Consider the following 14,765-nt stretch of genomic DNA (forward strand, 5'->3'; position numbering starts at 1 on the left):
AGTTTTCTCAGTAGCCGTAGCGCGACTTCAGATGACGCCACCAGTCGCGGAGCATCCACTGGTCGAACTCGGTGATCGAGCTGCTGCTGCCGGCGCGCATGATGAAGTTGCTGACGCCGGTGGGTGTCCAGTCGTAGAAGTCGTCGAGCCCCCAGGTATGGCCGATCTCGTGCAGCAGGATCGTCATGTTCTCGGCGTCGAGGTTGTTCATGTAGTACTCGCGGCCCATCCGCTGCCCCCAGTCACCACCGGCACCGCCGCCGAAGCCGTCGGTGAGCCACAGTGACTGGTCGTAGTGCCGTGCGGCACCGCCGGGGCAGTTGGGGTACTGACCGTTCTGGTTGAAGAACCGGCCACAGCCGGTGGAGCACTGGGGTGCGTTCTCCCGGATGTCGTTGACGTAGATGTCGACGGAGTTGTCGCTCCACTGCAGTTGGTTGCGGTCGCGTACGGCCCAGCCGACGACGCGGACCGGGACGTCGGTGTACGGCCAGGCGTTGTGGCCGACCAGGGTGTCCATCCACTTCTTGTGCTGCCGGGCGAGAGTGGCGTGGATCCGATCACGCTGAGCGGCGGTGACGCTGGCGGTGGAGTCCCAGCGGACGCAGTAGTTGATGTAGCCACGGTTGGCCATCACCTGGTCCCAGCCGTAGTTGCGGAAGGCGTACAGGTTGCCGTTGTTGTAGGTCTGCTCCTGGTGCTGCCAGACCTGATCGAGCGGGGTCACCAGGTGTGCGGGCGGGTTCCAGCCGGTGGTGGGCGGCGCAGTGGTGGGCGGCGCAGTGGTGGGCGGCGCAGTGGTGGGCGGTGCGGTGGTCGCCGGCGGCGTGGTCGGGGTGGTCGCGCCGGTACAGGCGACGCCGTTGAGGGCGAAGGTGGTCGGTGGTGGGTTGCTGGTGTTGCTCCAGGCGCCGTTGAAGCCGAAAGTGACGGTGGCGTCGGTCGCGAGGTTGCCGTTGTAGCTGGCGTTGTCGGCGGTGACCTGTGCCCCCGACTGGGACACCACGGCGTTCCATGCCTGGGTGATCGTCTGCCCGGCGGTGAACGACCAGGTGAGTCGCCAGGCGGTGAGGGGGTCACCCAGGTTGGTGACGGCGATGTTGGCACCGAATCCGCCGGTCCACTGGCTGGCGATCTGGTAGTTGACGCGGCATCCGGTGGCGGCGGAGGCGGCGGAGGCGGTCAGGGCGAGGACGCCGCCGCTGACGGTGACGAGTGCGGCCGCCGCCGCGGCGGACACCCGCCATCCGATGGTGTATCTCATCTCGATGACCCCTTCGACGATGGACTGAGTTCGCACCCACTCGGCCGGTGAGCAGGTGTGTTTTAGTTTAGAACGAAGACTATCAATATTGTCGGGCGAGGGCGAGGGAGGCAGTCGGAACAGTCCGGGAACAGACCAGATCTCGACGTACCCGCTCCGCCCGGCTAACATTTCGCCGTCTGGATCTGCTGGCGCGATTCACCAGGCACCGACCACACGTACGTACGTCCGTGCAGGAGCCTTCATGCGCCTCAGATACCACCCACTCCGCCCACCTGCGCGACTGGCCGCCCTCGCTGCGGCCGTCGCGGCCACCCTGGTCGCCACGATCGTGGCCGCCCCGCCCGCAACGGCGGACACCACGGTGCTCGCCAACGACTTCGAATCCGGCTCGTACGCACCGTGGGGCCCCCGCGGTGACGTGACGTTGGCGATCGCCGAGGAAGGCCGGGACAGCGCGGCAAGCCTGTCGGTCACCGGCCGTACCGCCGACTGGCAGGGCCCCGCGACCAGCGCGACCGACCTGTTCTCGCCCGGCGTCGTCCACTCGGTCACCGCCTGGGTGAAGCTGCCGGCCGGCACCGAGGGCGCGGCCGGTGTCCACTTCACCGTCGCAGCCACCCCGGCCGACGGCGGCGACGACACCTACACCTGGATCGGCGACGCCGCCGAGACCACCGCCGACACCTGGGTCCGGATCGGCGGCGAGTACACCATGCCGACGGGCCTGACCTCGGCGACGCTGTACGTCGAAGCCGCCGGAACCACTCCCTTCCTGCTCGACGACGTCCTCGTCACCAGCCCCGACGAGACACCCGGCGTAGTCACGGTGAGCGCGGTCGACTTCGAGGACGGCACCACCGGCACCTGGTCCGCCAGCGGTGGACCCACCCTGACCGTCGTGGACACCGAGAACGGCCGGGCGCTGCGGGTCAGCGACCGTGTCGAAGGGTTCGACGGGCTGCAGAGCCCGGCCGGAATCTTCACCGCCGGCGTCACCCACACGTTCTCGGCGCGCGTCCGGCTGGCCCCGGACGGGCCGGCGTCGTCCGGATTCCGGTTCGTCATGAAGCCGGACTACGACTGGATCGGCAACACCACGGTCACCGCCGACGACTGGACCACGGTGACCGGCGAGTTCACCGTGCCGGCCGACGCCGACCCGGCCACATACCAGGTCTACCTGGAAGCCGCCGAGGCCACCGCCACGTACCTGGTCGACGACATCCTGATCACCGCGCCGGACACCGGACCGGGCGGGCCGCCGCCGGGCACCGTCGTCATCGACAGCGACTTCGAGGACGGCCTCGACGGTTGGGTGCCGCGCGACGGCGGCCCGGGAGCACCGACGGTCGAGTTGACCGGTGTCGCGCACGGCGGCGAGGCGGCCGCGCTCGTCACCGACCGGGTCAACCAGGGCGCCGGGATCGGGCGCGACGTCACCACCGCGTTCGAGCCGGGCGTAGGCTACGAACTGTCCGGCTGGCTGCGGTTCGCGCAGGGTCAGCCGACCGATGACATCTGGTTGAGCATTGCCGCCACCACCGCCGACGGTAGTCAGTCGTTCAGCACCCTCGCCCAGTTCGACACGGTCACCGACGACGGGTGGACCGAAGTGACCGCGAGCTTCACCGCGCCGACCTTCACCAGCGCGTTCCTCTACTTCGAGACCAGCTGGCAGGGAGCGGACGTCACCGGCAACACTAGCGACTTCCTGCTCGACGACGTCGTGGTGCGGGTGCCCGAGCCACCGGTCGTCGAGGACCTCACCGGGATACACGAGACCACCGACTTCCCGGTCGGCGTCGCGATCGACAGCCGGGAGACCGTCGGGTCCGCCGCCGAGCTGCTGACCCGGCACTTCACCAACATCACGCCGGAGAACCACATGAAGCCGGAGGCGTGGTACGACGCGGACCGCAACTTCCGGCCGCACGAGCAGGCGATCGCAATGATGGACTTCGCGCAGACCAACGAGATCGGCGTGTACGGGCACGTGCTGGTCTGGCACAGCCAGACCCCCGAGTGGATGTTCCAGGACGCCGACGGCGAGCCGCTGAGCTCGTCCGCCGCCGACCAGCAGGTGCTGCGCGACCGGCTGCGCGGGCACATCTTCGCGGTGGCCGAGTCGCTGAGCGACCGGTACGGCCGGTTCGGCTCCGACACCAACCCGCTGAACGCGTTCGACGTGGTCAACGAGGTGGTCAGCGACAGCGGCGAGTACGCCGACGGCCTGCGCCGCAGCGAGTGGTACCGGATCCTCGGCGAGGAGTTCATCGACCTGTCGTTCCAGTACGCCGACGAGGCGTTCAACGACGTGTACGCGGTGACGGACACCGATCCGGTCGCCTTGTTCATCAACGACTACAACACCGAGCAGAGCGGTAAGCAGGCCCGCTACCACGCCCTCGTCGAGCGGCTGCTCGACCGCGGGGCACCGGTGGACGGGGTGGGACACCAGTTCCACGTGTCGCTGTCGACACCGGTCGGCAGCCTCGAAACCACGCTGGAGAGGTTCGCCGGCCTGCCGGTGGTCCAGGCGGTCACCGAGCTCGACGTCACCATCGGGACCCCGGTCACCCAGGCCAACCTGATCGAGCAGGGCTACTTCCTGCGGGACGCGTTCCGGATCTTCCGGGCGTACAGCGAGGAGCTGGCCGTGGTGACCGTGTGGGGGCTGACCGACGGCCGGTCGTGGCGATCCGACAGCGGCGCCCCGCTGCTGTTCGACGACGGGTACCAGGCCAAGCCGGCGTACTACGGCGCGGTCGACGCCGAACTGCCGGCCCGGCTGCGCATCGCGAACGTCTTCGCCGGCGACGTCGCGTTGTCCCCCGGGGCCACCTCGGACCTCGCCTGGCGCAAGCTGCCCCTGCACCCGGTGGAGGAGACGGCGGGGTTCCAGCTGCGCTGGTCGGCCGACCGGCTGACCGCGTACGTCTCGGTCACCGACCCCGCCGTGTCGTCGGACGACCGGGTCGAGTTCGTACTCGACGGGGAGACGTATCCGGTGGCCCGGGACGGATCGGGCGACGTGCCGGCGGTGGCGACCGAGCGGGACGGCGGTTACGCCGTGGTCGCGCAGCTGCCGCTGACCGACCCGGCCGAAGGCGGCACCGTCCCCTTCGACGTGCGGGTCACCGACGACGACGCCACCACCGGCTGGGCCACGGCCGGCACCGTCGGCACCCTCACCCTGGTCGAGGAGCTGTCCTACCTGGAGGTGGTACGGACGCCGAGCGCTCCGGCCATCGACGGTACGGTCGACCCGGGCTGGTCGCACGCGAACCAGGTCACCACCGCCAAGCAGGTGTCCGGCACCGACGGGGCGGTGGCCACCGTCCGGACCCTGTGGCAGGACCAGACGTTGTACGTGCTGGCCGAGGTGGCCGACCCGGTGGTCGACGTCACCGGCTCCGATCCGTGGACGCAGGACTCGGTGGAGATCTACGTCGACGCCGGCAACGCGAAGAACGGCCCCTACCGCTACGACGACACGCAGATCCGGATCAACGCCGACAACGTCGTCTCGTTCGGCACCGGGGACGAGGCGTTTCAGGCCGGCCGGTTGACCAGTGCGGTGGTGCGTACCGACACGGGCTACACCGTCGAGGCGGCGATCAGCCTGCTCGAGTACGGCGGTCTGGACACCTTTCACGGGCTGGACTTCCAGGTCAACGACGCCGCCGACGGTGCCCGTACGGCGATCCGCAACTGGGCCGAGCAGAACGGTGTCGGCTACCAGACGACCGCGCGGTGGGGGGTCGGCCGACTGGTCGACGGCACCAACGTCGATGTGACGTTCGAGCCGATCACGCAGTGGGACTCCGACAGCGGCGGCGGGTACTGCACGGAGATCGTCGCCGGCAACGCCACCGATCAGCCGGTCGACTGGCGGGCGGCGGTCGAACTGCCCGGCGACGTCTACACCGCGTGGAACTTCGAACGGGAGTCGTTCGGCGACGGAACCTGGCGGATCACCGGCGTGGACTGGAACCGGACGTTGAAGCCGGGTGCCCGGACGTTCAGCGTCGGTTACTGCGCCACCTGGTGACCACCGCCCGGGGGTGCGCCGACGGTCACCGACGCACCCCCGGCTCGCCGTCGGCGGGTGGATCGCCGGGCCGGGGCATTGCCCGGTCGACCGGACCGGGCAATGCCCCGGGTCAACCAAGCACTTGCTTTTCGAGACGTTTCTGCGCTACTCGCACGAGCAGGGCCTGGCCCGGCGACGGCTGGACCCGGCGGAGCTGTTCGCCTCGGAGACCCTCGCCGACACCCTGGTCTGAACCCGACACCCGACATACGCTGGTCTCAGTCCGGACCGGCTAGGACACGGCGGACCGGCGCAGCAGGGCCCGCAGGGCCGGCTCCTCCACCGGCCGGGACAGGCCGAACCCCTGCCCGAACTCGCAGCCCATCGCGGTCAGCTCGGCCCGCTGGCCGTCGTTCTCGATCCCCTCGGCCACCGTGCTGAGCCGCAGCCCCCGGCTCATCGCCAGGATCGCCTGGACCACCGGCAGGCAGGTCGGATCCTCGGCGCCGATCTGGCCCACGAACATCTTGTCGATCTTCAACTCGTCGATCGGATACCGGTGCAGGTGGCCGAGGGAGCTGAATCCGGTGCCGAAGTCGTCCAGGGCGATCCGGACGCCGAGTCGACGCAGCGCGGACAGCTGCGACTCGATCGCGTCGTGCTCGGTGGCCAGGACGCTCTCGGTCATCTCCAAGGTCAGCGTGGCCGGCGGCAGACCGGAGCGTTCCAACGCGGCCAGCACGTCCGCGACCACGTCGCCCAGCATGAACTGGCGCACGCTGACATTGACGTTGATCTGCAACGGTCGGCCACTGAGTCGCTGCCATCCGGCACCGGTGACACAGGCCTCGCCGAGAATCCAGCGGCCGAGTGGCACGATCAGGCCGCTGCCCTCGACCAGCGGGATGAACTGGTCCGGCCGGACCATGCCGCGCTGCGGGTGACGCCACCGGACCAGCGCCTCCACTCCGCGTACCGCGCCGTCGGACAGCGCATGGATCGGCTGGTAGTGCAGGACGAACTCGCGCCGCGACAGCGCGTCCTGCGCCTCCACCTGCAGGCGTACCCGGTCGACCGCAGCCTGGTGCAGCTCGGCGCGGTACCGCACCCGACGGGCCCGGGGCGCGGCCTTGGCGATCTGCAACGCGATGTCGGCCTCGCGCATCAGCCGGTCGGCGTCGGCGTCGCCGTCGCTGACCGCGATGCCGACCCTGGCGGCGATCAGCCGCAGGTGGCCGGCCGCCTCGATCGGCCGGTCGAAGACCGCCAACAGGTCGTCGGCGATCCGCTCGGTGTCGCGGGCGGCGGCCCGCTCGGCGGTCAGCAGCACCGCGAACTCGTCACCGCCGAGGGCGGCCAGCAGGTCGGTGGCCGTCAACCGGCGCCGCAGCAGGCCGGCGACGGCGACCAGCAGCTCGTCACCGGCCTGGTGGCCCAGAGCGTCGTTGACCACCTTGAACGAGTCGATGTCGAGCAGCAGCAACGCGACATCGGTGGTGCTGCCGAGCGCCACGGCCAGCCGTTCCCGCAGCAGAGCCCGGTTGGCCAGGCCGGTCAGCGGATCGTGGTACGCCTGATGGCGCAGCCGCTCGGTGAGCCGTACCCGCTCGGTGACGTCACGGACGGCGAACAACAGCCCGCGTACGTTCGGATCGTGCAGCAGGTTCTGCCCGCTGATCTCGACCGTGGCGGGCTGGTTGGCGTCCGGGGCCGCGACCCGGCACTGCAGGGTCGCCGCCGCACCGGAATCACCGAGCAGCCGGGCGAGCCAGACGTCGGCCGCCGGCCGGTCCGGCGGGACGATCCAGGACAGCAGTCGGTCACCGGGCAGCCCGTCGGCGAGCCGGAACACGTCCGCCGCCGCCGGGCTCAGGTAGCTCACCGTGGTGTCCCGGTCGGCCAGCACGATCACGTCGCGCGACGACCGGACGACCGCCTCGAACCGGGCCGCCGTACCGGCCTCGAACCGGCGTACCGCGAGCAGCACCAGGCGCAGCGCCAACGACGACAGCAGCAGGCCGGGTCCGTACTGGCCGAGCTGCACCTCAGCCAGGGTGCCGCCAGCGGCGAGCACGCCGGTGGTCATCGCAGCGAGGGTGAACCCGACCGAGAGCAACGCCGCGGGCAGCCCACCGTAGAGCGCGCGAAGCGCGGTGCCGACGAACAGCACCCCACCGGCCGGCAGCGCCCCGACCGCCCAGATCACCACACCGACAGCGGCGGCGGCCACCAGATCGTGGGCGATCGTCGGTCGTTCCCGCCGGTACAGCCGCACGGCGAGCACCGCAAGGACTGCGACGGCGGGTAGCACGGGCCAGGACCGGTTCGGCTCGACCACCGGCGAGATCAGCCACTGTGGAACCACAGTGGCCAGGCAGGCCAGCAGGAAGGCCAGGAAGGCCCGGCGCACCACCGGTAGTAACGGCTGGTTCGCCCCGACCTTCACCCAGGAGCGCAGCGCGGTCGACCACTGCCGGCGGCGTCCAGGGGCCATGTCCGCCAGACTACGTCCTGCGATCATGGCCTGGGGGGGGCCGACACTCCAGCGTTCGGTGTCCCTGGTGGACCCTTCGGTGGATACCGCAGGCCGGGCTGCCGGTGTTAGCGACCAGTTCGTCACAACAAGTTGGACCGGTGGAACCCGCCATCGACCGGGAGCATCGCCCCGGACAGGTACGACGAGTCCGGGGTCCGGTTGGGAAACGGCGCATTGCCGACGACGATCCCGTTCGACGAGATCCCGCGAGACCCGTACTCCTTGGCGATCGAGGCGACCAGGGTACCCATTCCGGCCTTGGCGGCCGCGTAGGCCGCACCGTTGACCCGGCCGTTGGTGCCGGAGATCGAGCCGATGCCGGCGTTGTGCCCGCGCTCGGCGGCCAGCATGCCGGGCAGTACGGCCCGGGCGCGGTGGAACGCCGAGGTGAGGTTGAACGCGAGGAATCCGCTCCAGTCCTCGATGCTGGCGTCGGCCACCGTCGCCCAGGCGGCTCCGGGCAGTGCTCCACCGGCGTTGTCGACCAGGATGTCGGCCGGGCCGTACCGGTCGACCACCTCGGCGACCAGGTCGGCCACCTGGTGACGTCGGCCCGACCGGGTCTCGGCGATGCTGTCGGGATTGATCTCGTTGACGACAACCCTCGCTGATTCGGCGGCGAACCGTAGCGAGGTGGCCCGGCCGATCCCCCGGCCGGCGCCGGTGACCAGAGCAACCTTTCCGGTGAATTTCCCGGGCATCGCGTCAGCCTTTCCGGAACAGGGGTTTGCAGGCGTTTTTGCTGATCACGACCATGGCGACGAAAGCACCATCCGACGTCGGGTTCACGTCGGATGGCGAACAGGTAGGCACCTCCGTGCTCGCCGTGACGAACCTACGGGCCGTCGCCGCTGGTCGCGACGAGGCTGTACACGACGGCGGCCGAGGCGGTCCGGCCGTCATCAGCGACCCGGATCACCGGAGGTCCTCGACGAGGGCAACGCGCTGCTCAACCGTCTCCGGGTCCGCTCGGGCAGTTGGACCACGGCGATCAGTTCGTCGAATTCGTCGCGATCCGATCAGCCGGCTTGCCATGTAAGTAGCCGCGTACCGGCCAGCAATCAATCGCTCGCTTGGAGATTGTTTCCCGAGCTCTACCTGGGGCGGTCAGCCCCACACCGACACCCCCGCACCGTCGCACCAAGCGCTTGATCGGCCCTGCTATGCTGGCGCCCGCCCGTTGGACCGCAGACCCGAAAGAGGCACCGTGGCAGAGTCGCTGGATCGACGACAGCAAATCATCGCCTGCGCGGCGGCCTTCTTCGCCAGTCGCGGCGTGGCCGCCACCACGGTCCGGCAGATCGCCGACGAGGTAGGCATCCTGTCTGGCAGCCTGTACCACCATTTCGACTCGAAGGAAGCGATCATCGAGGCCATCCTCGGCCCCTACCTGGAGGATCTGCGCCACCGGTACGCCGAGGTGCTGGCCGGAGAGAATGACCCGGCGACCCGGCTGCGCGAGCTGGTCCGCGCCTCGCTTGACACCGCCGCGGCGCACCCGCACGCCACCGAGATCTACCAGAACGACGTCAACTACCTGCGTGGCCTGGCCCGGTTCCACTACCTCAAGGACGTCGCCCGCGAGGTGCAGAGCGCCTGGCTCGGGGTGATCGAAGCGGGCGTCAGCAGCGGAGCGTTCCGCCCCGACATCGACACCCGGGTGTTCTACCGCTTCATCCGCGACGCGGTCTGGCTGTCGGTCCGGTGGTTCCATCCGAGCCCCGACAATCCCACCAGCCGGCTCGCCGACCAGTGCACCGCGATCTTCCTCGACGGCCTGGCCGCGCGCCCGACCGATGCGGGCACGCCGGCCCCGGCCGGCTGACCGGCCGGCGACCGGCCGGCTGCTCACCCGGCGGCCAACGAGCGCCCGCTCAGATATCCGTACCTCATTGCGGCGGCGAGCGTCGTACCGGCACCTGGATAGCCCGGTCCGAACGGGCTGGCCGCCACGTTCCCGCAGGCATACAGCCGCCGATCAGCCCACCGTCGACGTGACGCACGCCGCCCATCCGGTGCGTCGCCACCCGGCCCTGCTCGGCCAGCAGGTCGAGATGCAACGCCGTATCGTTGACCGCCAGCATCCGGTGGTACGGCGGCCGATCGTCAAGCGTGCGGCGGCGTCGCGTCCAGGGCAGGGTCCGCGCCACCAGGTACGCGGTCCACGCGCCGGCACCGACTGCGGCCGCCATCTCGGCCAACCGGTCCCGGTGATGGGCCAGCAGTTCGTCCGCCCGTCGATGGACGCTGTCGCCCACCGGCCCGTGCGCCGGCACCGGTACACCCCGTCCGCGACCGGGTGCGCCCCGGGCGTCATCCAGTCCGACACCGCCGCAATCGGGCACCCCCTCGTGCTGACCAACCAGCCACCGACCATACCGGTCGCTTGCTTGGTTGTCGGTGGTCCCGTTCACCCGTCACCGGTAATTCCCCACACCCAGCGGAAATGGTGGATCAGTAGCCGCGCCACGCCGCCCGGCTGTAGGTGAGCACTCGGGGGTCCAGCAGCGTCGACGGTTCGACCGGCACCGGGCCCCGGTCCGGTGGAAAGACCTGCGCCGCCCGCAGCACCTCGGGCGCCAGGAAGCGCAGCGCGGGCGCCTCCGCCGGCACCTGCGGCGTCGGCACCGGGCCGGCTCCCTCGCCGTCGGCGACCGCGAGCAGGAAACCCCAGTCGCCGAACGACGGAACATCGACGTGGTACGGCCGGGTCGTCCAGCCCGCCCGCCGCACCGATGCCTCGATGCACCAGAAGGCACGTGGCGCGAAGTACGGGGACCCGGCCTGCACCACCATCCGGCCCTGCGGACCGAGGGCCTGCCGGAGGAGCGAGTAGAACTCCACCGAGTAGAGCTTCGCCGTAGCGGTCTGGTCCGGGTCCGGCAGATCGACGACGACCGCGTCGAACACGCCTGGTGCGCCGCGCAGCCAGGCGAACGCGTCGGCGTGCACCAGGCGTACCCGTGGGTCGTCGAAGGCCGCGCCGTTGAGCGCCCGGATGCCCGGCTCGGTCCGGGCCAACGTGACCACCGCCGGATCCAGCTCGACGACCGTCACGGAGGCGACATCGGAGTAGCGCAGCACCTCGCGCAGGGCAAGCCCGTCCCCCCCGCCGAGCAGCAGCACCCGGTCCCGCCGCCCGGACAGCGCCGGATGGACCAACGCCTCGTGGTAGCGGTACTCGTCCACCGAGCTGAACTGCAGATCCCCGTCGAGGTACAGCCGCAGGTCGGAGCCCTCGGCGACCGGCGACACCGCCCGGGTCAGGACGATCTCCTGGTAGCGGCTGCGTTCGGCGTGCACCACCGGATCCCGGTAGAGCTGCTGGCGCGCGGTCACCTCGAAGTCCGCCGCCACCAGGTAGGCACCGGCCAGCGTCGCCATCACCACGGTGGCGGCGAGCGCGACCCCGGCCCGGCCCCGCCGGCCGAGATCGGCCCGGAATACCGTGCCGACCAGCAGGATTCCGGCCAGCGCGTTCACCGCGCCGACCAGCAACGCCCCACGCAGTTGGCCGAAGAACGGGATCAGCAGGAACGGAAAGGCCAGGCCGCCGAGCAGGGCACCGACGTAGTCGGCCGCGAACAGGTCGGCGACCGCGCTGCCGGCCGCCTGCGCCCGGATCCGCTGCAGCAGGACCATCAGCAGCGGAATCTCCGCCCCGATCAGCAGTCCCAGCACGAACGCGGTCGCCACCAGCGCGGGCGCGTAGAGGTCCAGCCAGGCGAAGGCAGCGTACAGGCCCAGCACCGACAGCCCGCCGAGCAGCGCCAGGGTGAGCTCGACCGCAGCGAAGGCCGCCACCGCGCGGTGCTGCAGCGGCTTGGCTGCCAACGCGCCGACGCCCATCGCGAAGACCATCACGCCCAGCACGATCGACGCCTGGCCGACGGTGTCACCGATCAGGTAGCTGCCCAGGGCGACCAGCGCCAACTCGTACACCAGGCCGCAGGCAGCACAGACGAAGACCGCAGCCAGCACCGCCGGCCGGGCCAACCGGGCGTACCGGCGGCCGATGCCGGCACCGTCGTCACCCGGTGCCGGCACCACGACCGCCGACATCAACTGACCGCCGACATCAACTGATCGCCGCCGCCACGATGGCGCCGGTGGCAAGGTGGATGGTCGCGCTGACCCAGACCGCCGGGTGCGGCTCCCGATCCACCAGGGTGTCCCCGAGGCGGCCCGGGGTGACCGCGTCCAGCAGTACGAACGACACCGCCATCACCAGCAGGCCGAGCAGCCCGTACCCGGCGGTGCCGACCAGCCCGGTGACGAAGCTGTTCTCCCCGGCGGCGATCGCCGCCACGACGATGGTGCCCACCGCGAACAGGTTCGAGGCGAGCAGCACGGTCGCGTTGCGGTTGCGCTGCGCCCAGATGAGTTCGTGCAGCTTGCCCGGGGTGACCAGGTCGACCAGCAGGTAGCCGAGCGCCATCAGGACCAGACCCACCCCGGCGTACGCCAGGGTGAGCAGCAGATCGATGAACAAAGTGCGGAACATGTGCCAACTCCAGGTGGTGGGATGGGGTGGTTACTTGCCGGTGCCGGGACCGCCGCCCCGGATCGTGCTGCCGCGCTGCCACTTCCACGAGTTCCCGACGACGGAGCGGTACCGGGGGTACGCGGTCGTCATGCGTTCCAGCAGGATCAGCGAGCCGGCGGCGATCGGCAGGATGACCACTGAGTCGTCGCCGTAGCGCAGGTAGTAGCGGTCACCGACGGTGTACTCGTCGGCCGGGCTGAACGCCCGGGTGAGCTGCTGCGCCACCTGGCGCGGTGGCAGATCGGAGCGGTACCCCTCGGCGTCGGAGCCGATGTCGTCGATCACCGAACGGGCATAGCTGCGCTCGACGTAGGTGCGGGCGGAGAAAGTGCCGACGGCCAGCCCGCAGCACGACACGATCACGCCCACCAGAGCGAGGACCACGCCACCGACGATCCATTTGCGGGAAGTCACCGTACTGTCACCACCGTCTCGGTCTCGACCAACTCCGCTGTCTGCGGGTACGCATGCCAGGTGCGCCAGCTGATCCGAACGCCATCGATCCGGGCGTGCAGCGCGGTGAGGGCGTCCGGGCTGCCCGGAAAGACGCCGACCAGGGCGTGCGGGTCACCGGTCAGCTGCCGACGGAGGCGGTCGGCCCGCCCGGCGAGCTCGCCGGCCGACAGCCGAAGCGCCCGCGCGGCGAACCGGTAGCCGTCATCGGCGTCCACCACCGCCGGCAGGTCGGGCGGGTGACCGGGCAGGCAGGCGAGCGTCTCGACCAGGTCGTGGCCGGCGGTTCGCAGCACGACCTGGTGCGAGGCCCCGAGCAACCGCAGGCGCAGCAGCCCTGCCGGCTGCGGACCGGTCGGCTGCGAACCGGAGCGGGCGCCACCGCCGGCGCCCGGCAGAGGCAGCTCGAGCACGTGCAGGGCGGGTCGCTCGGCCAGACCGAGCGCGAAGCTGAGCTCCGCCGCGCTGGTGTCGACGTACGGTGCGTCCAGGGCGACCAGCATGTCAGGCCTTCCCGACGGTAGGTGTCTGACCAGCGGACGGGTAGATCATCACCTCAGCGCGGTGCAGCACCTCGCCGAAGCCGACCTCCCAGCGGCCCGAGTCACCGAAGCCTTCGAAGGACAGCCGGGCGTTGTCCGGGGCGGTGTAGTCGAAGTAGCGCACGAAGCCGCTGGGGGTCAGCCCGGTCGCCCCACTGCTGGTGAAGCGGGCCTGGCCGGACTCGTCGAGCCGGTAACGGCGCCCAGCAACGTCCACCACCGCCGGGCCGGGCTGCAGGTGTTGCAGGTCAGGCCCGGCGGCCCGCCACAGCACCAGCTCCAGGTCGGGATCGGACTCGACGGACAGCCACAGCCTGTCGCCCCGCGCGTCGTCGAGGAAGTGCTCGCTCCAGGTCCAGCTGCCCTCGGTGAAGTGCAAGCTGCCGCGGACCGCGTACGACTGTGCCCGGATCTCCACGATGTCACCGGGGCCGAGGCGACGTGGATCGCCACGCAACGCGTCGGTGTCACCGGTGTGGAACGGGTCGACCGGTCCCCCACCGGGCCTCTTCCGAGAGCCACCGGCCCGGGTCCGGGTCTGCCACACGGCGATCGCCGCCACCACCACACCAGCCGTCGCGATCAGGCATCCCAGCCCGGTCACCAGGTAAGCAATGGTCCCGTTCATCATCGCCGCGTCCTCCGTACGTCGCACCGGTCGACGACCGTAACAAGTGCGCGCACGTCACTCGCAGCTAGCGCGACTAAGTGACGGGTCAGCGACGGAACGCAGCGACCCTCACCGCAGATGTGTGTCGAACCAGCCGGCGGCGTCGGCGGCGACCCGGTCCAGCGCACCCGGCTCGGCGAACAGGTGACCGGCGCCCGGCACCACTCGCAGTTCGTGCGGTGCCCGCAGGGCGGCCGCGGCCGCCGCGTTGAGCTCAGCGACCTGCGGATCAAGCTCCCCAACCAGCAGCAGGGTCGGTGCCCGTACCTCGGCCAGGACGTTGCCGGCCAGGTCGGGCCGGCCGCCCCGCGACACCACGGCACCGACCCGTTCCGGCCGGGAGGCGGCGGCACTCAGCGCCGCCGCCGCGCCGGTACTGGCGCCGAACAGTCCCACCGGCAGGCCGTCGAGTTCCGGCTGCTCGACGGCCCAGTCCACTACCGCAGTCAACCGCCGGCTGAGCAGGGCGATGTCGAAGCGCAGTCGGGCGGTGGTCGCGTCGATCTGCTCCTCCTCCTTGGTCAGCAGATCGGCCAGGACGGTCGCGAGGCCGGTCGCGTGCAGCCGGCCGGCCACCGTCCGGTTGCGTGGACTGAGCCGGGAACTGCCGCTGCCGTGGGCGAACAGCACCACCGCCCGGGTACGGGCGGGCACCATCACGTCAGCGTCGAGCTCGACATCGACGGCGGGGACGCGGGTCGCAGTGTCCTGAGCCACT

General features: G+C 70.6%; 12 protein-coding genes. 2 read left to right on the forward strand and 10 right to left on the reverse strand.

Annotation, left to right across the window (positions count from 1 at the left end; genetic code table 11):
• Window positions 1–7: 7 nt before the first annotated feature.
• The gene (locus O7621_RS22525; protein ID WP_282231107.1) at window positions 8–1,264 is read right to left on the reverse strand and encodes a cellulose-binding domain-containing protein; all 1,257 of its coding nucleotides are present in this window, start codon (window positions 1,262–1,264) and stop codon (window positions 8–10) included.
• A 244-nt stretch (window positions 1,265–1,508) separates the two neighbouring features.
• On the opposite strand from O7621_RS22525, the gene O7621_RS22530 reads away from it, so the two are divergent.
• Window positions 1,509–5,318, forward strand: coding sequence for an endo-1,4-beta-xylanase (locus O7621_RS22530; protein WP_282231108.1), 3,810 nt, complete (start codon window positions 1,509–1,511; stop codon window positions 5,316–5,318).
• Window positions 5,319–5,592: 274 nt separating this feature from the next.
• On the opposite strand, the gene O7621_RS22535 is transcribed toward O7621_RS22530, so the two are convergent.
• The gene (locus O7621_RS22535; RefSeq protein WP_282231109.1) at window positions 5,593–7,794 is read right to left on the reverse strand and encodes an EAL domain-containing protein; all 2,202 of its coding nucleotides are present in this window, start codon (window positions 7,792–7,794) and stop codon (window positions 5,593–5,595) included.
• Between the two features lie 122 nt (window positions 7,795–7,916).
• Window positions 7,917–8,537: an SDR family NAD(P)-dependent oxidoreductase gene (locus tag O7621_RS22540; RefSeq protein WP_282231110.1), complete on the reverse strand. Its 621-nt coding sequence runs from the start codon at window positions 8,535–8,537 to the stop codon at window positions 7,917–7,919.
• 506 nt (window positions 8,538–9,043) lie between these two features.
• Between O7621_RS22540 and O7621_RS22545 the strand changes: the two genes are divergently transcribed.
• Entirely contained in the window at window positions 9,044–9,661 is a 618-nt protein-coding gene (locus O7621_RS22545) for a TetR/AcrR family transcriptional regulator (RefSeq protein WP_282231111.1), read from the forward strand.
• A 64-nt stretch (window positions 9,662–9,725) separates the two neighbouring features.
• Here the strand turns inward: O7621_RS22545 and O7621_RS22550 are convergent, their stop codons facing one another.
• From O7621_RS22550 to O7621_RS22580, 7 genes are all read right to left on the reverse strand, one after another.
• On the reverse strand, window positions 9,726–10,112 hold the full coding sequence (locus tag O7621_RS22550) for a hypothetical protein (RefSeq protein ID WP_282231112.1): 387 nt from the start codon (window positions 10,110–10,112) through the stop codon (window positions 9,726–9,728).
• A 178-nt stretch (window positions 10,113–10,290) separates the two neighbouring features.
• Complete coding sequence (locus O7621_RS22555) at window positions 10,291–11,898, reverse strand: polyamine aminopropyltransferase (protein WP_282231113.1); 1,608 nt, start codon at window positions 11,896–11,898, stop codon at window positions 10,291–10,293.
• 16 nt (window positions 11,899–11,914) lie between these two features.
• Complete coding sequence (locus O7621_RS22560) at window positions 11,915–12,340, reverse strand: DUF350 domain-containing protein (protein WP_282231114.1); 426 nt, start codon at window positions 12,338–12,340, stop codon at window positions 11,915–11,917.
• 30 nt (window positions 12,341–12,370) lie between these two features.
• Window positions 12,371–12,796, reverse strand: a complete 426-nt coding sequence (locus O7621_RS22565) for a DUF4247 domain-containing protein (RefSeq protein ID WP_282231115.1) — start codon at window positions 12,794–12,796, stop codon at window positions 12,371–12,373.
• The gene (locus tag O7621_RS22570; RefSeq protein ID WP_282231116.1) at window positions 12,793–13,338 is read right to left on the reverse strand and encodes a DUF2617 family protein; all 546 of its coding nucleotides are present in this window, start codon (window positions 13,336–13,338) and stop codon (window positions 12,793–12,795) included. Before O7621_RS22570 ends, O7621_RS22565 begins: the two co-directional genes overlap by 4 nt.
• A 1-nt stretch (window position 13,339) precedes the next feature.
• Window positions 13,340–14,005 (reverse strand): DUF4178 domain-containing protein, encoded by a 666-nt coding sequence (locus O7621_RS22575; RefSeq protein WP_282234687.1) that lies wholly within the window; start codon window positions 14,003–14,005, stop codon window positions 13,340–13,342.
• 111 nt (window positions 14,006–14,116) lie between these two features.
• Window positions 14,117–14,704: a dienelactone hydrolase family protein gene (locus tag O7621_RS22580; protein WP_282234688.1), complete on the reverse strand. Its 588-nt coding sequence runs from the start codon at window positions 14,702–14,704 to the stop codon at window positions 14,117–14,119.
• Window positions 14,705–14,765: the final 61 nt, after the last annotated feature.

The sequence above is a fragment of the Solwaraspora sp. WMMD937 genome, from assembly GCF_029581175.1.
In the GTDB taxonomy this organism is placed as follows: Bacteria; Actinomycetota; Actinomycetes; order Mycobacteriales; family Micromonosporaceae; genus Micromonospora_E.

Coding starts and splice junctions, on each gene's coding strand:
- O7621_RS22560 (WP_282231114.1), bottom strand. CDS start 12,340: ATGTTCCGCACTTTGTTCATCGATCTGCTGCTCACCCTGGCGTACGCC.
- O7621_RS22570 (WP_282231116.1), bottom strand. CDS start 13,338: ATGCTGGTCGCCCTGGACGCACCGTACGTCGACACCAGCGCGGCGGAG.
- O7621_RS22555 (WP_282231113.1), bottom strand. CDS start 11,898: ATGTCGGCGGTCGTGGTGCCGGCACCGGGTGACGACGGTGCCGGCATC.
- O7621_RS22575 (WP_282234687.1), bottom strand. CDS start 14,005: ATGAACGGGACCATTGCTTACCTGGTGACCGGGCTGGGATGCCTGATC.
- O7621_RS22580 (WP_282234688.1), bottom strand. CDS start 14,704: ATGGTGCCCGCCCGTACCCGGGCGGTGGTGCTGTTCGCCCACGGCAGC.
- O7621_RS22530 (WP_282231108.1), top strand. CDS start 1,509: ATGCGCCTCAGATACCACCCACTCCGCCCACCTGCGCGACTGGCCGCC.
- O7621_RS22525 (WP_282231107.1), bottom strand. CDS start 1,264: ATGAGATACACCATCGGATGGCGGGTGTCCGCCGCGGCGGCGGCCGCA.
- O7621_RS22540 (WP_282231110.1), bottom strand. CDS start 8,537: ATGCCCGGGAAATTCACCGGAAAGGTTGCTCTGGTCACCGGCGCCGGC.
- O7621_RS22535 (WP_282231109.1), bottom strand. CDS start 7,794: ATGGCCCCTGGACGCCGCCGGCAGTGGTCGACCGCGCTGCGCTCCTGG.